Annotated in this window: 15 protein-coding genes; 6 read left to right on the forward strand and 9 right to left on the reverse strand. The window is 71.2% G+C overall.

The genetic code is table 11. The features are described 5' to 3' along the window. Positions 1–23 precede the first annotated feature (23 nt). The 3 genes from AMR74_RS06690 to AMR74_RS06700 form a co-directional block, all read right to left on the reverse strand. Positions 24–806: an endonuclease/exonuclease/phosphatase family protein gene (locus AMR74_RS06690; protein WP_053771283.1), complete on the reverse strand. Its 783-nt coding sequence runs from the start codon at positions 804–806 to the stop codon at positions 24–26. Beyond that, positions 803–2203: an MFS transporter gene (locus tag AMR74_RS06695; protein WP_077152266.1), complete on the reverse strand. Its 1401-nt coding sequence runs from the start codon at positions 2201–2203 to the stop codon at positions 803–805. Before AMR74_RS06695 ends, AMR74_RS06690 begins: the two co-directional genes overlap by 4 nt. A gap of 269 nt (positions 2204–2472) precedes the next feature. Then, positions 2473–2811 (reverse strand): hypothetical protein, encoded by a 339-nt coding sequence (locus tag AMR74_RS06700; protein ID WP_053771284.1) that lies wholly within the window; start codon positions 2809–2811, stop codon positions 2473–2475. 198 nt (positions 2812–3009) lie between these two features. Between AMR74_RS06700 and AMR74_RS06705 the strand changes: the two genes are divergently transcribed. Next, the gene (locus AMR74_RS06705) at positions 3010–4233 is read left to right on the forward strand and encodes a hypothetical protein (protein WP_053771285.1); all 1224 of its coding nucleotides are present in this window, start codon (positions 3010–3012) and stop codon (positions 4231–4233) included. 80 nt (positions 4234–4313) lie between these two features. Here AMR74_RS06705 and AMR74_RS06710 read toward each other — a convergent pair whose 3' ends face one another. The 3 genes from AMR74_RS06710 to AMR74_RS19050 all read right to left on the reverse strand — a co-directional run bounded on the left by AMR74_RS06710 (position 4314) and on the right by AMR74_RS19050 (position 5634). Then, positions 4314–5057 carry an SDR family NAD(P)-dependent oxidoreductase gene (locus AMR74_RS06710; protein WP_053771286.1) on the reverse strand — a complete coding sequence of 248 codons (744 nt, stop codon included), beginning with the start codon at positions 5055–5057 and terminating at the stop codon, positions 4314–4316. A 132-nt stretch (positions 5058–5189) separates the two neighbouring features. Beyond that, positions 5190–5330 (reverse strand): hypothetical protein, encoded by a 141-nt coding sequence (locus AMR74_RS19045; RefSeq protein ID WP_167551896.1) that lies wholly within the window; start codon positions 5328–5330, stop codon positions 5190–5192. Between the two features lie 166 nt (positions 5331–5496). Then, a complete protein-coding gene (locus tag AMR74_RS19050; protein WP_158293559.1) occupies positions 5497–5634 on the reverse strand; it encodes a hypothetical protein in 138 nt (45 codons plus the stop codon). Between the two features lie 149 nt (positions 5635–5783). Here AMR74_RS19050 and AMR74_RS06715 point away from each other — a divergent pair, with 149 nt between their 5' ends. Further along, the gene (locus tag AMR74_RS06715) at positions 5784–9686 is read left to right on the forward strand and encodes a PAS domain-containing protein (RefSeq protein ID WP_053771287.1); all 3903 of its coding nucleotides are present in this window, start codon (positions 5784–5786) and stop codon (positions 9684–9686) included. A 92-nt stretch (positions 9687–9778) separates the two neighbouring features. Here the strand turns inward: AMR74_RS06715 and AMR74_RS06720 are convergent, their stop codons facing one another. The 3 genes from AMR74_RS06720 to AMR74_RS06730 form a co-directional block, all read right to left on the reverse strand. Then, positions 9779–10180 (reverse strand): DUF4864 domain-containing protein, encoded by a 402-nt coding sequence (locus AMR74_RS06720; RefSeq protein WP_053771288.1) that lies wholly within the window; start codon positions 10178–10180, stop codon positions 9779–9781. Between the two features lie 58 nt (positions 10181–10238). After that, a complete protein-coding gene (locus AMR74_RS06725) occupies positions 10239–11111 on the reverse strand; it encodes a hypothetical protein (RefSeq protein ID WP_053771289.1) in 873 nt (290 codons plus the stop codon). A 148-nt stretch (positions 11112–11259) separates the two neighbouring features. Next, positions 11260–11472: a DUF7511 domain-containing protein gene (locus tag AMR74_RS06730; protein WP_077152272.1), complete on the reverse strand. Its 213-nt coding sequence runs from the start codon at positions 11470–11472 to the stop codon at positions 11260–11262. A 304-nt stretch (positions 11473–11776) separates the two neighbouring features. Here AMR74_RS06730 and AMR74_RS06735 point away from each other — a divergent pair, with 304 nt between their 5' ends. The 4 genes from AMR74_RS06735 to AMR74_RS06750 all read left to right on the forward strand — a co-directional run bounded on the left by AMR74_RS06735 (position 11777) and on the right by AMR74_RS06750 (position 17093). Continuing rightward, the gene (locus AMR74_RS06735) at positions 11777–13087 is read left to right on the forward strand and encodes a sulfatase (protein WP_053771291.1); all 1311 of its coding nucleotides are present in this window, start codon (positions 11777–11779) and stop codon (positions 13085–13087) included. Positions 13088–13409: 322 nt separating this feature from the next. Continuing rightward, entirely contained in the window at positions 13410–14243 is an 834-nt protein-coding gene (locus tag AMR74_RS06740) for an MBL fold metallo-hydrolase (RefSeq protein ID WP_053771292.1), read from the forward strand. Between the two features lie 93 nt (positions 14244–14336). Further along, positions 14337–16079 carry an alanine-zipper protein gene (locus tag AMR74_RS06745; RefSeq protein ID WP_053771293.1) on the forward strand — a complete coding sequence of 581 codons (1743 nt, stop codon included), beginning with the start codon at positions 14337–14339 and terminating at the stop codon, positions 16077–16079. A gap of 108 nt (positions 16080–16187) precedes the next feature. Further along, positions 16188–17093 carry a hypothetical protein gene (locus AMR74_RS06750; RefSeq protein WP_053771294.1) on the forward strand — a complete coding sequence of 302 codons (906 nt, stop codon included), beginning with the start codon at positions 16188–16190 and terminating at the stop codon, positions 17091–17093. Positions 17094–17332: the final 239 nt, after the last annotated feature.

Here is a 17332-nt window from a genome sequence, read left to right on the forward strand (position 1 = left end):
GCCGCCCGGTGCGGCTCGTCGACTCATGGGACCACATCGGCGACGACCGGGAAGTGGTCCGACGCGGGCGCGTCGGCGTCGTGCGGAACCACTCGGTAGCGTTCGACGGCGCAGCCGCGGACGAGGACGTGGTCGATCCGTCTCGCAGCCGGGTCGCCGCTGACGCCGTCGTCCGCGTCGAAGCCGACGTACGTGCGGTCGGGCCCGTCGCGCTCGTGCGCCGCGAGCCGGGCGTCCGTCAGGTCCGCCGTGAGGGCTTCGTACGGCGGGGATCCGGTCTGACAGTTGAGGTCGCCGGCGACGACGACGGGACCGTCGGGAACGCGGTCCCGGACCAGCCGGGCGCCCTCCAGCCGGGCTCGCTCGCCCGCGTGGTCGAGATGGACCGAGAACACCGCGACTGTCCGGCCGTCGGCGTCGGGGGGTGCCGGCGCCCGCCGGTCCCTGAGCGTCGCGTGCGTGACGGTCCGAGGGATGGCGGCGTCCCACGCCGTGACCTCGCGGTCCCCGCCCGGGGCGAGCCCGAACGCGCCGGCCGAGGCGACCGAGACGCGACGCCTCCGGACGGCGATCGGCGTGTGCTCGCCGTTGCGGTCCGGGAACGCGACCCAGTCGTAGCCGGGAAGACGATCGCGGAGGTCCGGCAACTGGTCCATCCAGACTTCCTGTACCGCGAGCACGTCCGGATCGATGTCGCGCACCAGCGACGCGACGCCGTCGCGCCGTACGCTCCAGTCCAGCCGCCCCGCGTCGAGGCCCGCGTACCTGACGTTGTAGGACGCGACTCGGAGCGGGGTCCGGGTCACGAACCGCCCTCCGCCGGTCGAGACCCCGCGTCGGGATCGGCGGTCGCCGGTGCGGGACCGTCCCGGACCGCTCGCCGGCCCGCGTCGACGTCCACGCGCGACAGCAACGCGGCCCCGCCCAGGAAGAACACGAGCAGCGAAACGATGCTGTACCGGCTCGACCCGGTGAGTTGTCCGACGAACGCGAACAGTGCCGGTCCGACGACCCCCGCGAGCTTCGACGAGATCGAGAAGAAACTGAAGAACTCGGCCGACTTGTCCGGCGGCGACAGCGCGGCGTAAAGCGACCGCGACAGCGCTTGCGTGCCGCCTTGAACCGTCGCGACCGCGACGGCGAGCGCCCAGAAATGCCACGTCTTTGTCATGAAAAACCCGCCGACAGAGATGCCGACGTACACGGCCAGTCCGAGGTAGATCGCCCGCTTCGTCGTGAGTGCGATCCCGCCCGCCGCGAGGCCGATCCGCCGTCCGGGAAGCGAGCCGAACAGGAACGCGAACGGAACGCCGAGGAACTGAACCAACACCAGCGCGCCCACGATTCCGGTTCGTCCGATCCCGATCTCGGAGCCGTAGATGCTCGCCATCCGGATGATCGTTCCGATGCCGTCGGCGTACAGCAGGAACGCTCCGAGGAACAGGAGGAGGTCGGGGTACTCTCGCATGTCGGCGGCCGTGGTCCGGAGCCGACGGACGGCCGTGACCACTGGCGACGAGCGCTCCGACTCAGGGGCGGTCGCGCCGTCCGTCGTGTCCGCCGGGGGTTCGTCGACGTAGGCGAAGAGCGGCAGGGAGAACACCGCCCACCAGACGGCGACCGAGAGGAGCGCCGCGCGGGTGGCGACGTCCGCGTCCGCGAACCCGAACGTCGCCGGCGAGAGGATCCACGCGAGGTTGCCCACGAGGAGGATGCCCCCGCCGAGGTACCCGACCGCGAAGCCGGCCGTCGACAGCTTGTCCGCGTCCGACGCGACGTGCGAGAGCAGCGAGTCGTAGAAGACGTTCGCGCCGACGAATCCCATGTTCGCGAGGACGAACAGCGCGGAGGCGTACAGCACCGCGCCTTCACCGGCGAGGAACAGTCCCGCGGTCGAGACGACGCCGAGGGCGACGAACCCGGCGAGGAACCGCTTCTTCGCGCGGTACCGGTCAGCGAGTGTTCCGAGTACCGGTGAGGCCAGCGCCACGAGCGCTAGCCCGACCGCGGTCGTGTAGCCGAAGTACACTGACGCGAGGTTCCCGGACAGCCCGGCACCGATCACCGACTCGTAGTAAACCGGAAACACCGCCGCGACGACAGTCGTCGCGAACGCCGAGTTCGCCCAGTCGTACAGCGCCCACGCGCCGCTGGCCCGCGAGTCGACCCCGAGCCGCGCACCCAGCGCCCCGATCCGCGTCACCGTGAGCGACCCCCGTCTGTTGGCATGGTCGGAGGCTCGGCGGCCCCCGGCAAAAACCCGACTACTGAGGGGTATAAACGGCTATTGAGCGACCGCCCGGCCGAGCGCGTCGACGATGCGTCTCTTTCCCGAGGGCCGCGCGCACCGACTCCGCCGCCTCGCGCCGACCGGCGGCCGCCTCCGCGGTCGTCCCCGCGCCCGATGCCCCCGGCGCGTCGCCCGGCACGCGCGACCGTGCGGCACGGAATCCCGATTCCCTCGCGACCGCGTCACGGTCGCTCGCCGTCGTCCGGTCGCGACCGCTCCGCCTTCAGCTGGTCCACCTCCCGTTCCACGTCGAGCGCCGCCAGCTCGACGGTCACCCCCTCGCCCCGCTCCGAGCCCGACGCGCCCGCCGTCGCGGGCGCGTCCCCCGAGCCCGACCCCAGCAGCCGCTCGACGCGACGGACCGTTACGTACGCGGTACACGCGACGCCGAGGGCGACCGCGCCGTACGCGGCCAGTATCGCCGCGGGGCCGAACTGCGCTTCGAGCACCGCGCCCGCGAGCCACAGGAAGACGCCGACGCCGGCCAGGAAGCCGACCGCGAGCGGCAGGGATCTGCTCATAACCGTCCCTCGCGCCGCGAGCTCAAAGCCTTTCGCGTGCCGAGAACCGCTCACTGAGCGCCGTCCACCGAGCGCCCGATCCGAGCGACGTCCGGTCCGAGGCGACTACCGTTCGAGACGCCCCCGACCTCAGGCGACACCGGCCTCAAGCGACCGCGACCCCCCCAGTATTTCAGTCGCGGAGCGGTACCGGGCGGCATGACAAGGCTTCGCTCCGCGCTCGCGCCGGACCGCGCCGACGCGGTCGCAGCGTGGGCCGTCACCGCCGGTCTCGTCGCCGCAGTCGGTCGATTCCTGCTCGTCGGCGAGCCCGACTGGGCCGCGTTCACCGCGCTGCTCGCGCTCGTCGCCGTCGTCGTCCCGGTCGCGACGCGTGACCCGGCGGTCACCGTCCCGGCGGAGCTGCTCGCGGCCGCCGCCGTCCCCGTGGCCGTCCGCGCGGCGGGGGCGCTCCCGGGCGCGACGCCGTTCGTCGCGGCCGCGGCGCTCGGGCTCCTTGTCGCCGTCGTCCTCGACGCGTTCACCTCGCTGTCGATGACCCCGCGGTTCGCCGCGGTCTTCGTCGTCGTCGCGACGATGGCCGCCGCCGGCGCGTGGGCGGTCGGGTCGTGGGTCCTGGACGCGGTCGCGGGGACGAGCTTCGTCGGGACCGCGGACGAGCTGATGTGGGACCTGATCGTCGCGACCGCCGTCGGCGTCGGGGCGGGCGTCCTGTTCGACGTGTACTGTCACGTCTCCGGCCGGATCGAGCGGCTCCGACCGGACGCCGACGCCGCCGACGCCGACCGCGCCGTCGGTGGCGACGCCGGGAGCGGCGCGCGTCTCGTCGGGGCACTGCAGGCGGTCCTCCTCGGGATCGCGGCGATCGCGGTCGCCCGCGGCGACGCGACGCTGCTCGTGAACAGCGCCGTCCCGCTGGGTATCACGCTCGTGCCCGCGCTGCTCCGGCGGCAGTACGGCTACGCGATGGACGCGCGCCTCGTCGCGTGGATCGCCGGGGCGTCGACGCTCCACGCCGTCGGCGCGCTGGCGCTGTACGGGGCCTTCGGCTGGTACGACAGCCTCGCGCACACGTTCTCGGCGGGGCTCGTCGCGGGCGCCGGCTACGCCCTCGCTCGGAGCGTCGAGCGGCACTCCGACGCCGTCGCGTTCACGCGCGAGTTCCGAGCCACCTTCGTCGTCCTGTTCGTCCTCGCGGTCGGCGTCGCGTGGGAGGTCCTGGAGTTCGCGAGCGGCGGCCTCGCGGCGGTCACCGGCGGCGAAGCGGTGTTGGCCCAGTACGGGACGACCGACATCGTGAACGACCTCGCGTTCAACACGGTCGGCGCGGTGCTCGTCGCCGCCTTCGCGAGCGCGCACTTCGAGGGGCTCGCGGCCCGGCTCGCCGGCCGCGTCGGCGCCCTCGTCGGTGGCGGCGACTGACGCGGGCACGGACGGGCTGACCGGGGGCGACGTGGCGACCGCGGGAGGAGACGCGACGGTGCGAGGACCCGGGTCCGCGCCTACCCGTCGAACTCCGGCAGCCGCCCGCCGTCGACGGCCACGTTCTCGCCGCTGACGTACGACGCGGCGTCGCTGAGGAAGAACCGGAGCGGCGCCGCCACGTCCGCGAAGTCGGCCGGGCGGCCGCGGGGGAAGTCCTCGACGCCGGCCTCGGTGTTCGAGACGGCGAACGGCGAGACGGCGTTGACCGTGATCCCGTCGTCGCTCGTGTCCGCCGCCAGCATCCGGGTGAACATCAGGACGCCCGTCTTCGCGACGAAGTAGGGGAAGTTGACCGGGTGGGCGTGCATCCGGTCGCTGTCGGCGAACCCGATGTTCACGATCCGTCCCCACCCCTGCTCCCGCATGGCGGGCAGGGCGCGGCGCGAGCAGAGCACGGTGCCGTAGAACGTCGTCTCGACCACGTTCCGCCACGACTCCCAGTCGATCTCGCTCCAGTGGCGCGCGTCGAAGTCGCCGACGTTGTTCACGAGCACGTCGACCGCGCCGAGCTCGGCCTCGACCGCGTCGAAGAGCGCGTCGACGGCGTCGGGGTCGGTGATATCGCCCTGCGCGGTGATCGCGGTCCCGCCGCGGTCGCGGACCTCCTCGGCGGTGGCGGTCGCCGCCGCCTCGCTCTCGTTGTAGTGCACGACGACGTCGGCGCCGCAGTCGGCGATCGACAGCAGTAGTTCGCGGCCGACGCGCTTCGCGCTGCCGGTCACGAGGGCGGTCCGTCCGCTCAGGTCGGGGCGTGACTTCATACCGGATCCGTGGGCCGGCCCGCCCCTAAGCGTTCCTCACGGTGGGGGTGCGGACGCTCGCCACCCCGTCGAAAACGCAGTCGGCGCGACGGGCGCTCGCCGGCGCCCGCGCTCACTCGCCGGCGCCCGCGCTCACTCGTCGCCGCCGTCGGTGAGGATCTCCACGTCCGTCGCCTCCTCCGGCTCGGACAGCGACGGTTCCTCCGCCGGCTCGTCGGTCGATTCGTCGGTCTTCTCTCGCGACCACTCTCGCGAACGATGTCCGTGGCACATGTTACGTAATACCGTACCGGCTGCTGACGGGTAAATCCTCGGCCGAATACGGCTCCGATTCGGGCGCGATGGCCCCGGAGAGCGCCAGACACTCGGTCTCCCCGGCCGACGGTCGGGCCGCTTCCGTCGGGGTCGGGCGCGCGTCGGACCGTCCCGTCGCGGTCGGTCAGAACACGACGATCAGAACGTACCCCACGACGACCGTGAGGGCGGTCCACAACGGGAACCGCTTCGCCTGTCGTCGCTGCTCCGGGCCGAGGTCGCCGATGGACGCGGGATCGGTATCCGCCCGGAGCCACGTCACTCCCCGCCACGCTCGGTCGCCCTCGCGCCGGCGGGCCGTCGAATCCGCCCGCGGTCGACCGCTCTGGGACGATCGTGCGCGTTCGTGGATTTATCACGGCTAAGAACTGGCGGGAATGATTGATATCGCCGCTCCACCAAGAGATATCAATGAGTACTGCGAGCGACGAGCGCCCGGAGCCGATTCGCGTCCTGTACGTGAACGGCGACGCCGACTTCGCCGCGCTCACGCGGGCGAAGCTCCGACGGCTCGGGTCGGGTCTCGAGGTCGCGACAGTCGATAGCGCAGAGGCCGCGCTCGAACGCGTCGCGGCGTCGTCGGTCGACTGCCTCGTCACCTCGTACTCGCTTCCGGACGGAACCGGGATCGACCTCTTAGAGCGTATCGCGGACGAAGGGGCGGCCCTGCCGACGATCCTCTTCACCGGCCGCGGGAGCGAGCGGATCGCGAGCGAGGCGACGCGAGCGGGCGTGTCGGACTACATCCCGATCCACGGGACCCACGACGGCTTCGATCTCCTCGCGCGCCGGGTCCGGACGCTGGTCGACGCCGCGCGCACCGAGGCGGCCGCCGAGCGGCTCTCCGACCGCTTTCAGCGGACGCTCGAACGCGCTACGGACGCGATCTACGCGGTCGACGAGGAGTGGCGCGTGGAGTATATGAACAAGAAGATGGCCGACCGGGTCGGTCGGAACGCCGAGGCGGTCGTCGGGAACACCATCTGGGAGGAGTTCCCGTCCATCGTCGGCACGGAGCTCGAAGAGCGGTACCGAACCGCGATGGAGACCGGCGACCCGGCGGTCTTCGAACAGTGGCTCGGCGAGCCGTTCGAGTACTGGGTGGAGGTGCGCGCCTTTCCCGACGCGGACGGGATGACCGTGTTCTCCCGAGAGATCACCGACGAGCGGGAGCGCGAGGTGGAACTGGAGCGCAACGAGGCGGTCTTGGAGAACGTCCACGACGTGGTGACGGTCATCGACGAGGACTGGGAGATCCGCTTCGCCAACGCCGCCGCGAACCGAGTGCTGGGCGACCGGCGATCGGCGGACATCACGGGAGAGCGGTTGAACGCGCTCGTCGGGGACCGCGTCAGCGAGGCCGACGCCCGAGCGTTCTCGCGCGCGGTGGAGTCGACGCTCGACGAGATGACGAGCGACGGCGGCGTTAGCGGCTTCTACGACGCCGACCTCCAACTCGACGCCGCGGTCGGGGGGGCGGAGCGCACGTTCGACGTGCGGCTCACGCCGTTCCGACGACACCGGCGGACGCAGGTGCTCGTCGTCGCACGGGACGTGACGGACCAGAGCGAGACCAAGCGCCAGCTGCGCCGCGAACGGGACGCCTTGCGGCGGATTCAGCGCGTTATGGCCGAGAGCGACCCCTCGTCAGCGGCCCGCATCGAATCGCTGCTCGAGGTGGGGTGTGACGCGCTCGGCCTCGATATCGGTATCGCCTCGCGGATCCGCGACGAGGACTACGCGGTCGAGGCCGTTCACGCTCCGGACGCCGACATCGCCGTCGGCGACCGGTTCGACGTCGACGCGACGTACTGCGAGGAGGTGATCGCGGCGGACGGGGTCCGAGCGTTCGCGGACGCGCACGACCGCGGGAAGGGGTCGCATCCCGCGTACCGCGCGCTCGGGCTGGAGTCGTACATCGGCGCGCCGCTCGACGTCGACGACAGTCGGTTCGGTACGCTCAGCTTCTCCAGCCCCGCGACGCGGGCCGCGCCGTTCGGGGCGCTCGAACGGACGTTCGTCGAGCTGCTGGCGCAGCTCGTCGGCGCCGAGCTCTCCCGGGCGCGCGAGCGCGCCCAGTTACAGCGACACGAGTTCCTGTTCGACCGGGTCCAGGATATCGCGGCGATCGGCGTCTGGGAGTACTACCCGTCGAGCGACGAGCTCACGTGGTCCGACGGGGTCCGGCGGATCCACGGCGTCGACGACGAATACGAGCCGTCCCTCGACGACGGCATCGAGTTCTACCACCCGGACGACCGGGCGACGATCACCGAGGCGGTCGACGCCGCCGTCGAGGGCGGCGGCTCCTACGACCTCGACCTCCGGATCGTGCGGAGGGACGGCGCCGTCCGCGACGTCCGGGCGTGGGGCGAGTACGTCGCGGACGCTCGCGACGGCGAGGCCGCCCTCCGAGGCGTGTTTCAGGACGTCACGGAGCGGAGAGAGGCGCAGCGCGACCACCGGAGGCTCGCGGAGGAGTACGAGGCGCTGCTCGCGACGTCCGGCGACGCGATATTCCTGCTTGACGTGGACACGGCGGGCGAGGAGCCGTCGTTCGAGTTCGCTCGGCTCAGCCCGGGGTACGAGGACCAGACCGGGCTCTCGACCGCGGACGTGCGAGGGAAGACGCCGCGGGCGGTGTTCGGCGACGAGCGGGGGGCCGAACTCGAGGCCAACTACGCCCGCTGCGTCGAGGCGGGCGGCCCGATATCGTACCGCGAAGAGCTCGACTTAGACGCCGACGCCCGGTTCTGGGAGACGAGCCTCGCACCCGTGACCGTCGACGGCGAGACGCTGCGGATCGTCGGTATCGCGCGGAACGTGACCGACCAGGTCGGGCGGGAACGCGATCTCCAGGCCTCGAACCGCCGGCTGGAGTCGCTGTTCGAAGCGACGCCGCTCTCCGTGGTGGAGGTGGACGCCGACGGAACGGTCGTCCGCTGGAACGAAGAGGCCGAGACCATGTTCGGCTGGTCATGCGACGAGGTCGTCGGCGAGCGGCTCTCGGACGTCACGGCTGACGAGCGGAACGCGCTCGGGGACCACTGCCAGCGCGCCCTGCGCGGCGAGCGGGTTCGAGCGGCGGAGATCCGACACGAGACGAAGGCCGGAGCGGAGTTGGACCTGCTCCTGTCGGTCGCGCCGATTCCGGGCTCGGACGGCGAGGTCGCGAGCACGCTCGCCGTCGTCGAGGACATCACCGAACAGAAGCGGTCGGAGGCGCGACTCAGAGCGCTCCAGGACACGGCCCAGCGGCTCAGCGCCGCCGAGTCGACCGAGGCGATCGCGGCCGTCGCCGTCGACGCCGCGGCCGAGGTCCTCGACCTCGAGATCACCGCGCTCTGGGAGTTCGACGCGGCGGCGGACGCGCTCGTCCCGGTCACGGAGACGGACCCGGCGGCCGACCTGCTCGGGGAGCCGCCGCGATTCGCGAGCGGCGAGGGGCTCGCGTGGGAGGCGTTCGAGTCCGGCACCGCCCGGGTGTACGACGACGTCCGGAACGCGGACGGGCGGTACAACCCCGACACCGCGATCGAGAGCGAGATCCTCGTGCCGCTGGGGGAGCACGGACTCATGATCACCGGCTCCACCGCCCCGCGAGAGTTCTCCGAGACCGACGCGGACCTGTTCCGGATCCTCGGCGCGACCGTCGAGGCGGCCCTCGCCCGCGCGAGCCGTGAAGCGGAACTACACCGGCAGAACGAGCGCCTCGACGAGTTCGCGAGCGTCGTCGCGCACGACCTCAGAAACCCGCTCGCGGTCGCACAGGGATTCCTCGATCTCGCCGAGGAGACGGGCGACCCGGACCACCTCGAGCGCGTCGGGTCCGCCCTCGATCGGACCGAGCGCCTCGTGGACGACCTGCTCGCTCTGTCGCGCGGCGAGACCGCGGTCGAGGACGCAGAGGCGGTCGACCTCCAGGCCGTGACGACGGAGGCGTGGGGGTACGTCGACACGGCGGCGGCGTCGCTCGCGGTCGCCGACGGGCTCCCGACGGTCACCGGCGACCCGGGCCGGTTGACCCAACTCTTCGAGAACCTCTTCCGGAACGCCGTCGAGCACGGCGGTCGGGACGTCTCGGTCACCGTGGGCGGCGCGGACGACGACGGGTTCTACGTCGCGGACGACGGGCCGGGGATCCCGCGAGCGCGACGCGACGAGGTGCTTCGCCACGGCGTCACGTCGAGCGCGGAGGGGACGGGGTTCGGCCTCTCGATCGTGGCCGACATAGCGAGGACGCACGGGTACGTCGTCTCGGTGGAGGAGAGCGCCGACGGCGGTGCGCGGTTCGAGTTCGCTCGGAGCGACTGACCCGAGTGGCGGTCCGGTCGGGCGCCGCGCGCCCGGTCACCGGACCCGCGCGGTGAGGTCGGTGAGAAGCGCCGCGCGCGCCGAGCGCCGCGTCACTCCAGCGCGACCCGGTCGGTGAGCCAGTGGCCGTCGAGGTCGCCGTCGCGAGCGCTCGACAGGCCGAACGCGTACGTGACGGTGCGGCCGTCCGGGCCGGTCAGCGTGACGCGCTGTTCCGCCCGGCTCCCGCGGCGCTCCAGCGCCCCCGTCGTGGCCTCGACGTGGTCGATCATCGGGGCGTACCGCGGGCCGCGGACCATCCGGACGAAGCGGTCGAACGGCCCGGTCGCCCGCCTGTTCGCCGGCGACGCGAAGTTGTACGCGACGGCGATCCCGGCGTCCTCGAACGGGTCGTCGTTCGAGGCGAGCGCCCCGAGTTGGATCGAGACCACCTCCTCCGGGGAGTGAGACGGGTCGGGGGTCGGGACCCCGTCGATCGGGTGCCGGTCGCACATCGGAATACCGCGTCTTAGCGCGCGAACGGCTTGAATTCTCGGCTTCGTCGCCGACGCGTCAGGCCGACAACGACGTGAGAATCCCGTTAAGCGTCTCGAGCTCCGAGGGGTCTCTGGCCACCTCGGCCGCGGTCTCGGCGATCGCGGTCCGGTCGACGAACTCCAGTCCGTCGCCGTACACCGCGAGCACGGGCTCGTCTCTGAACTCGCCGATCGGTCGCGCGCGGACGCTCTCGACGGGGACGTAGGGGCCGTCGGGGAGCGTCGCCGCGTCGGCGTGCGTCGTCGGGAGGTCGGCGCGGTGGACGCCGACCAACACGTGCCCCGGGAGGAACGCGAGCGCCGTCCGGTACCCGAAGGGCGGCTGCGAGAGCATCCCGACGAGGAGGTACGTCAGGTCCTCGCAGTCCCCGCCGGCGTCGACGAGCGTCTCCGGAACCGCGCGGACGTAGTCCGGGACCCCCTTCGACGCCGTGTCCGTCACGTAGGGGAGGGAACGGACGAACGAGACCGCGCGCTCGAACCGCGCCGTGTCCGGGAACGCCACCCCGTTGCGATTTTCGAGGGCGTTCGCGGCGTCGATCCGCTCCACGAGCCGGCGGGCGTGGGGATCGGTCCGGGCCGACTCGAGCGCCGAGAGGTACCCGCGCGGGCGGCGGGCGGCGGCCGCGTACGCCGGTCGCGGAACGGAGAGGTCGACGCTCCACCGTCGTCCCCGGCCGTCGGTCCAGTCGTACGTCAACGCGTACCGCCCGCCGACGCGGTTTCTCGCGACGCCGTCGGCCGCGTCGAGCGACCTGGGGGTCGCGGCGCGGCCCGGCGACGGCGTGACGGCCGACGAGTACAGGCGGGAGAGCCCCCCGAGAGCGGAGGCGACCAGCCCGAGCGCGCACTGCGCGACGCCACGCCGGAGCAGTTCGCGCCGTTTCACGGGTGCCTCGCGGCAACCGTCGCTCGGTCGGCCGGCGGTGCGAACGGCGTCTCCGCCACGCTTTCTGGTCGCTGTGACCATCCTCCCAGTCGCCCGCGCTCGGGGAGTCGAACGCGTCGTGGGCAGCACACGCGCGCGGGACGACGAGTCACCGGAACCACCTGGCCTCGATCACGCAGTCGGCGTTCACCGTCAGCCAGGTGGCCATCTTCTCGTCTCCGGAGGCGCCGACGGGGTACACGGTGACCCGATCCGGGCCGGCGGGCCGCGTGTCGGCCCGCGAGGTCAACTCGGTCTGGACTGGGCCCGGTTCGCGCTCCGCTGCGGTCTCGTGCGGCGTCTGGTCGCTGTCGGAGGACACGGGTGGATCGACCGGGACCACTCGGAGCCGCCGCTTGAACTCTTATAATAGGCGACCCGACGCGGCGGGAGTCGACCGGAGCGGTATATAGCGGTGCGAGGCCTCCGGACCCCGCCGCGCGTCCGGCTCCATGGGGCCGGTCCACTCCGGCGCGTCTTCGGCGCTCCGCCGGGCGAGGCCGGCTGGGGACCCCTCCACCGCGCTCGGTTGCGCTCGGGAGCGCTCTAAACCGCTCGAGCGGGAAACGGTACCATAATATATAATATTTGATAAGAATCAATAGCCGGCGGTCGTCAGCGGGGGTATGGGACGTGATCGCTCCCCGAACGTGTTGCTCGTCGTGTTGGACTCGGTCCGCGCGAAGAACTGTTCGCTGTACGGCGCGGCCCGGACCACGACGCCGTTCCTGGAGTCGCTCGCCGAGGAGGCCGTCACGTACGCGCAGGCGAGAGCGCCGTCGAACTGGTCGCTGCCCAGCCACGTGAGCGTCTTCACCGGGCTGGAGGCACACGAGCACCGGCTCACCGTCCACGACCGACTTCGCCCGGGGAACACGGTCTTCGAGTCGCTCGCCGAGGACGGGTACGAGACCGGCCTGTTCACCGAGAACGGATTCCTGAACGGTCACGATTCGGGGATCGAGGAGTGCTTCGGGACGGTGGGAGGAGTCCCGGAGGAGTACGACGACGCGTACGACACCGCCTCGCTCAATCCCGGCCCGGACGGGTTCTACTACGCTGACCGACTGCTCGACTGGACGGCCGAGCGCGACGGAGCGTGGGCCGCGTGTCTGAACCTGATGGACGCTCACCGACCGTTCGAGCCGCGCGCGGCGTACGACGAGTGGGGCGACGAGCGCGCCCGCGACCTACAGGCGGACCTCGACGTCCGCTGGGAGTGGGAGTTCTACGGCTCGACGCACCCGTACTGGCGGCTCGGCGGTCTGGAGTCGCTCTACGACGGCGGGATCCGGCAGGCCGACGCCGTCGCCGAGCGGGTGGTCGAGACCCTGCGACGTCGGGGCGAACTCGACGACACGCTCGTGGTCGTCTGCGGCGACCACGGAGACGGCTTCGGCGAGCCCGGTCACCTCTCGAACGAACCCCACGCCGTCTCGCACATCATCCCGATGCACGAGGAGCTGCTCCACGTCCCGCTTCTCGTCCGTCCCCCGGGCGGCGCCGACGGCGAGGTGTGTCACCGCCCCGCCGCGCTGACCCGGTTCCCGTCCGTGGTGGCGGCCCACGTCGCGGGCGAGCCGCCGGAGGCCGGCTTCGCCGCCGAGCGCGTTCTGTCGCTGAAGCAGCCGGTCACCGCGGACCTGCGCGACCGGTTCGAGGACGCCTGCGAGGACGTGACCCCGTTCACGGCCGCGAGTCACGCCGTGTACACGAACGAGACGGGCAGGGGAGTCCGCAAGCGGTACCACTGGGGCGACGAGGGGCTGGAGGCGTCCGTCTCCGGCCCCGGCGACTTCGCGCCGCGTCGGGAGATCGATCCGGCCACGGTCACGGACGCGTTCGAGGACTCGGAGGCCGACGTTCGGGAGCCGATGGGCGGTCGGCAGGCGACGGAACAGGCGAAAGAACAGCTCGCTGCGCTCGGGTACTACTGACGCGGCGCGGTCGCCGTCGCCCGGCGGCCGGTCGCGGGGGGGTCCGTCGCGACGGACGAAGCCGGCGGCCCGAGCGTCCTCGCCGGCGGACGGTCTGCCCCGGGCGAAGAGCGAAAGCACCACGGGCTCGGCCCCGTGGCCGGATTTTCGAGCCCAGAACGGGGCGTCCGGAACGTCGGTCGCTGGCCACCAATTCGATATAGCGACATGAGATATACGAGTCGCGCTGACGACGAAAATACGTCGTCCTTCGAGCGACGGAAGTTGACTGATTCGGCGGAACTCCGGAATTATTACCCCCGCCGCCCGCGCAGCGATGCTCATGGTTGAGTCCGACTGGGGCGACTGGCTGCCGCGCGCGGTGGCCGACGCCGACCCCGACACCGCTGCGCTGTGGTACCTGGGTTGTAACGGCTTCGCGATCAAGGGGAGCGAGGGGACGGTCCTCTGGATCGACCCCTACGTCGGCACGGGCGACCCGCCGCGGACGGTCCGAATGGTTCCGGTCCCGTTCGACCCCGCCGACGTTGAGGTCGCGGACGCGGTGCTGGCGACTCACGAGCACACGGACCACGTCCACGGCCCCTCGCAGGCGCCGATCCTAGAGAACACCGACGCGGACCTCGTCGCGCCCGACGACTCGCTCGCGGTCGCGCGCGAGGAGGAGCGGTGGACCGAGGAATACGACGTGAGCGAGGCGGCCTTCACCGAGGTCACTGAGGGCGACGAGCTACGCGTCGGCGAGTTCACCGTTCACGTCGTCGAGACGCACGACGCAGACGCCACGCACCCGGTCGGCTACGTGATCGAACACGACGCCGGGACGGTGTTCCACGCCGGCGACAGCAAGCCCTCGCCCTCGTTCGCCAGGCTCTCGGAGCGGTTCGACATCGACCTCGGAATCCTCGCGTTCGGTTCCGAGGGCACGATACCCGACAAGGAGACGGGCGAGCCGGTTCAGACGAAGTGGTACAGCGACGAGAACGAGGTCGCGACGGCGGCGAACGACCTCGGCTTGGACCGCCTGGTGCCGACCCACTGGGACATGTGGAAGGGACTGACGGCCGACCCGACCGCGCTTCACGACCACGTGCGGAGCTACGAGTCGCCGAACCGGCTGGAGATAGTCGAGATCGGCGACCGGATCGACCTGTAAACGGGAGTCGAGCGGCCGATTTGTCGACGTTTCGGTTATCAACCACGAAACGCGGCCCGTGGAATTTAAGCCCTTGCTCCGGGACGTGCGGGTATGAGCGAACGGACGGCGGAGGCGGCCACGACCGTCGACGAGGACGGCATCCGCGTCGAGAAATCCTTCACTGACGACGCGTTCCCCGTGCCCGCGGTGATGTACACCCTCTCTTCGCACCGCGAGGACCCCGTACGGGTGCGTATCGTCGACCGGATCCCGGAGTCGTTTCCGATGGACCGAGTGGGGTTCCACCCGGAGTACGAGAGCGAGAACTGGACGGCGTACAAGGACCACCGCGTGGAGTTCGAACGGGTGATAGACCCGGACGAGACCGTCGAGACGGTGTTCGGGATCCGCGACGAGGACCCCGACCTCGACGGCTTCCTCGGCACGCCGGTGATCGAACACGTCCCCGTCGGCGAGGAGATAGAGGACGTCCTCGGCGCCGGCGACACGGACGCGGTCCGCGAGGTGCTCTCCGGCGACCGCGCGACGCTCCCGGGCATGGCGGAGGACGACGAGCTGCTCCCGGACGACCGGGCCCAGGAGCGTGCCGAGGAGCCCGACTCCGAGGCCGTTTCCGATGCCGAGGAGTCCGACGCGGAGTCGACCGAGCCACCGGAGACAGACGCCGAACCGGAGTCCGCTACCCCCGAACCCCGACCCGTCGAGGCGGAGACGGCCGCCGTGACGGCACACGAGGGAGAGCCCGTCGGCGCAGCGGTGGCAGAGAGCGAGTCTTCCCCGGACGAGGAAGCAGAGACGGCGACCGACGATATGCCCGAGGAAGCGCCCGAGGCGGACGACACGGACGCTGAGGAGCCTCACGAGGACGAGGCGGACGAGGAGAGAGCGGTCGAGGACGACGGCCAGGCGGCGAGGCTACCGGGCGAGGGCGGCCTCGCGGCGGCCCTCGCGGCCGAGATCCGTACCGGCGCGGCCGACGAGGAGGACATCGCGACCATCGAGGAGGCGTTCGAGGCCGACGTGCCGCGCAGCGTCGACGTGCGGATCGCCCGCCTCCAGTCGAGCGTGGCCGACATCGAGGCGTACGCCGACGCGCTCGCGGAGTTCATCGACGGCGAGGGCACGGCGCGGGAGATCCTCGACGGGATCGACGAGCGCGTCGACGCCGTTGAGGCGGAGGTCGACGCCCTCGACGACCGCCTGGACGAGGCTGACGACGAGCGCGAAACGCTCGCCTCGGACGTCTCGCGCGTCGACTCCGAAGTCGACGCCGCCACGGACGCGGTCGACGAGGTGGAGGACCGCGTGGACGCGGTGGTGGACGACGTCGAGACGGTCGAGAGCGACGTTCGGGCGGTTGAGGACGACGTCGCAGCCGTCGACGACAGCGTCGAATCGGTCCGGGACGCCGTCTCGACCGTCGAGACCGACATCGAAGACCTCGCCGCCGACGTGGACCGGGTCGAGGGAGAGGCCGACGCCGTCGCGGAGTCGGTCGACGACCTGGGAGACGACGTGGAAACCCTCTACGAGGAGGTCGACAGGGCGGCCGAGCGCGCCGAGAACGCCGAGGAGACGGCCGAGAGCGCGGAGGACCTCGCCGCCGACGCGACGGAGCGCGTGGACGAGGTCGAGTCCGGGCTCGACCGCTTCGACGAGGAGTTCGACGACCTGTGGGACGACCTCGCGGAGGTGGACTCGCGGCTCACCGACATCGAGGACCGCATCGGCGAGGACCTCGACGACGTGGCGGCCGAGATCGAGGAGATCAACGACCACCTCGACGAGCTCGACGAGTTCCGGACCAGGCTCAACGAGGCCTTCGGCCCGTAAGTCGGCCGCTCTCGACGCTGCGCAGCCGTTTCGGAGGGGAGCAGTCGCGAGCCGCCGTTCCGGTTCAAAAACGCAACCCGTTTCACCCGCCCGTCCGCAGATCGCTCAATGACAGATCCGGTTCCGGTCGCGGTCCCGCGGAAGGGACGCCCGCTCGAAGCGGTGTTAGAGCGGATCGCGGCCGTCGCGGACGGCGACCGCCTCGACCGGCTGGCGGACGGCGTGAGCAACACGCTCCGGTACGAGAAGGCGGTCACGAAGGGCTCCGTCGACGCCGACGCGGGCCCGTACGAGCGGCTCGCCGAGTACTCGGACCCGGCGACCGCCGCCGAGCCCGAGTTCACGCTGCTTCGCGACGACCGAAACGGGAAGCCGCGTCGGATCGTGTTCGACGCCGCGACGGTCGATCTGGGCGACGTGACAGTCAAACTCGTCGGCCGCGAGGAGCCGTTCCGCGCGCTCCGGACCCACGAGTTCGCGCTCGGATTCGACTCCGCGGACCTCGTCTTGGAGGAGGTGGTCGGCATCCGGGAGGGCGGCCTCGGCGACATCGCGGACATCAACGACCGCATCGACCCGGTCGACACCGACGTGCGCGTCGTGTCCGGCCTCGGTGACACCGTGTATCACACGCTGATGGGACGCGAGGACCGACGCGCGCCGAACACGACCTTCGATCGCGGGTACCTCGCCGACTACGAGGGGCCGCTGTGTATCTCGCCGCGGTACGAGCGCCTGGTCACCGCGGTGCTGGGCACCGACGCGCTCGACGGCGTGGAGTTCGTCTATCCCGACGCCGACGAGGAGGAGGAGGCGGCCATCGCTCGGGTCGGCCTCGGCGTCTACCTCACCGTCACCGGCTCGACGGCCCGGGAACACGGCCTCGCCGTCGGCGAGCACCTCTTCCCGAGCGAGACGGTCCTGATGCGTAACGCCGCCGAGACGGACGAATCGGTCTCTCGCGTGCTCGGGGCGTTCGAACGCGAACCGACCGACTCGGAGATACGCGTCTGAGTCCGGGTATCGTATAGCGGCATGAAATATACTCGTCGCGTCTGAACTGGATCCGACCTCGTCGCGCTGGCCTCGGTCCGTGTTTTCGTACCGGCAGTGACAGGAACTCCAGTCGATACGTCTCGGCGGTAACCTCTGTCGACGAAGGTCGTCCAGTTCGTGCCGTGTTCTCGAACAGTCCGACGGAATCGGTTAGCCGACTCCCTGGGAGGACGTGTCTCGGTGACCCTCGCATGGAA

The organism is Halorubrum tropicale, from assembly GCF_001280455.1.
Lineage (GTDB): Archaea > Halobacteriota > Halobacteria > Halobacteriales > Haloferacaceae > Halorubrum > Halorubrum tropicale.

Excerpts from the sequence above, each read along its gene's own strand:
- AMR74_RS06720 (WP_053771288.1), bottom strand. The coding sequence starts at position 10,180 with ATGTGCGACCGGCACCCGATCGACGGGGTCCCGACCCCCGACCCGTCT.
- AMR74_RS19045 (WP_167551896.1), bottom strand. The coding sequence starts at position 5,330 with ATGTGCCACGGACATCGTTCGCGAGAGTGGTCGCGAGAGAAGACCGAC.
- AMR74_RS06715 (WP_053771287.1), top strand. The coding sequence starts at position 5,784 with ATGAGTACTGCGAGCGACGAGCGCCCGGAGCCGATTCGCGTCCTGTAC.
- AMR74_RS06705 (WP_053771285.1), top strand. The coding sequence starts at position 3,010 with ATGACAAGGCTTCGCTCCGCGCTCGCGCCGGACCGCGCCGACGCGGTC.
- AMR74_RS06750 (WP_053771294.1), top strand. The coding sequence starts at position 16,188 with ATGACAGATCCGGTTCCGGTCGCGGTCCCGCGGAAGGGACGCCCGCTC.
- AMR74_RS06700 (WP_053771284.1), bottom strand. The coding sequence starts at position 2,811 with ATGAGCAGATCCCTGCCGCTCGCGGTCGGCTTCCTGGCCGGCGTCGGC.
- AMR74_RS06745 (WP_053771293.1), top strand. The coding sequence starts at position 14,337 with ATGAGCGAACGGACGGCGGAGGCGGCCACGACCGTCGACGAGGACGGC.
- AMR74_RS06740 (WP_053771292.1), top strand. The coding sequence starts at position 13,410 with ATGGTTGAGTCCGACTGGGGCGACTGGCTGCCGCGCGCGGTGGCCGAC.
- AMR74_RS06735 (WP_053771291.1), top strand. The coding sequence starts at position 11,777 with ATGGGACGTGATCGCTCCCCGAACGTGTTGCTCGTCGTGTTGGACTCG.
- AMR74_RS06710 (WP_053771286.1), bottom strand. The coding sequence starts at position 5,057 with ATGAAGTCACGCCCCGACCTGAGCGGACGGACCGCCCTCGTGACCGGC.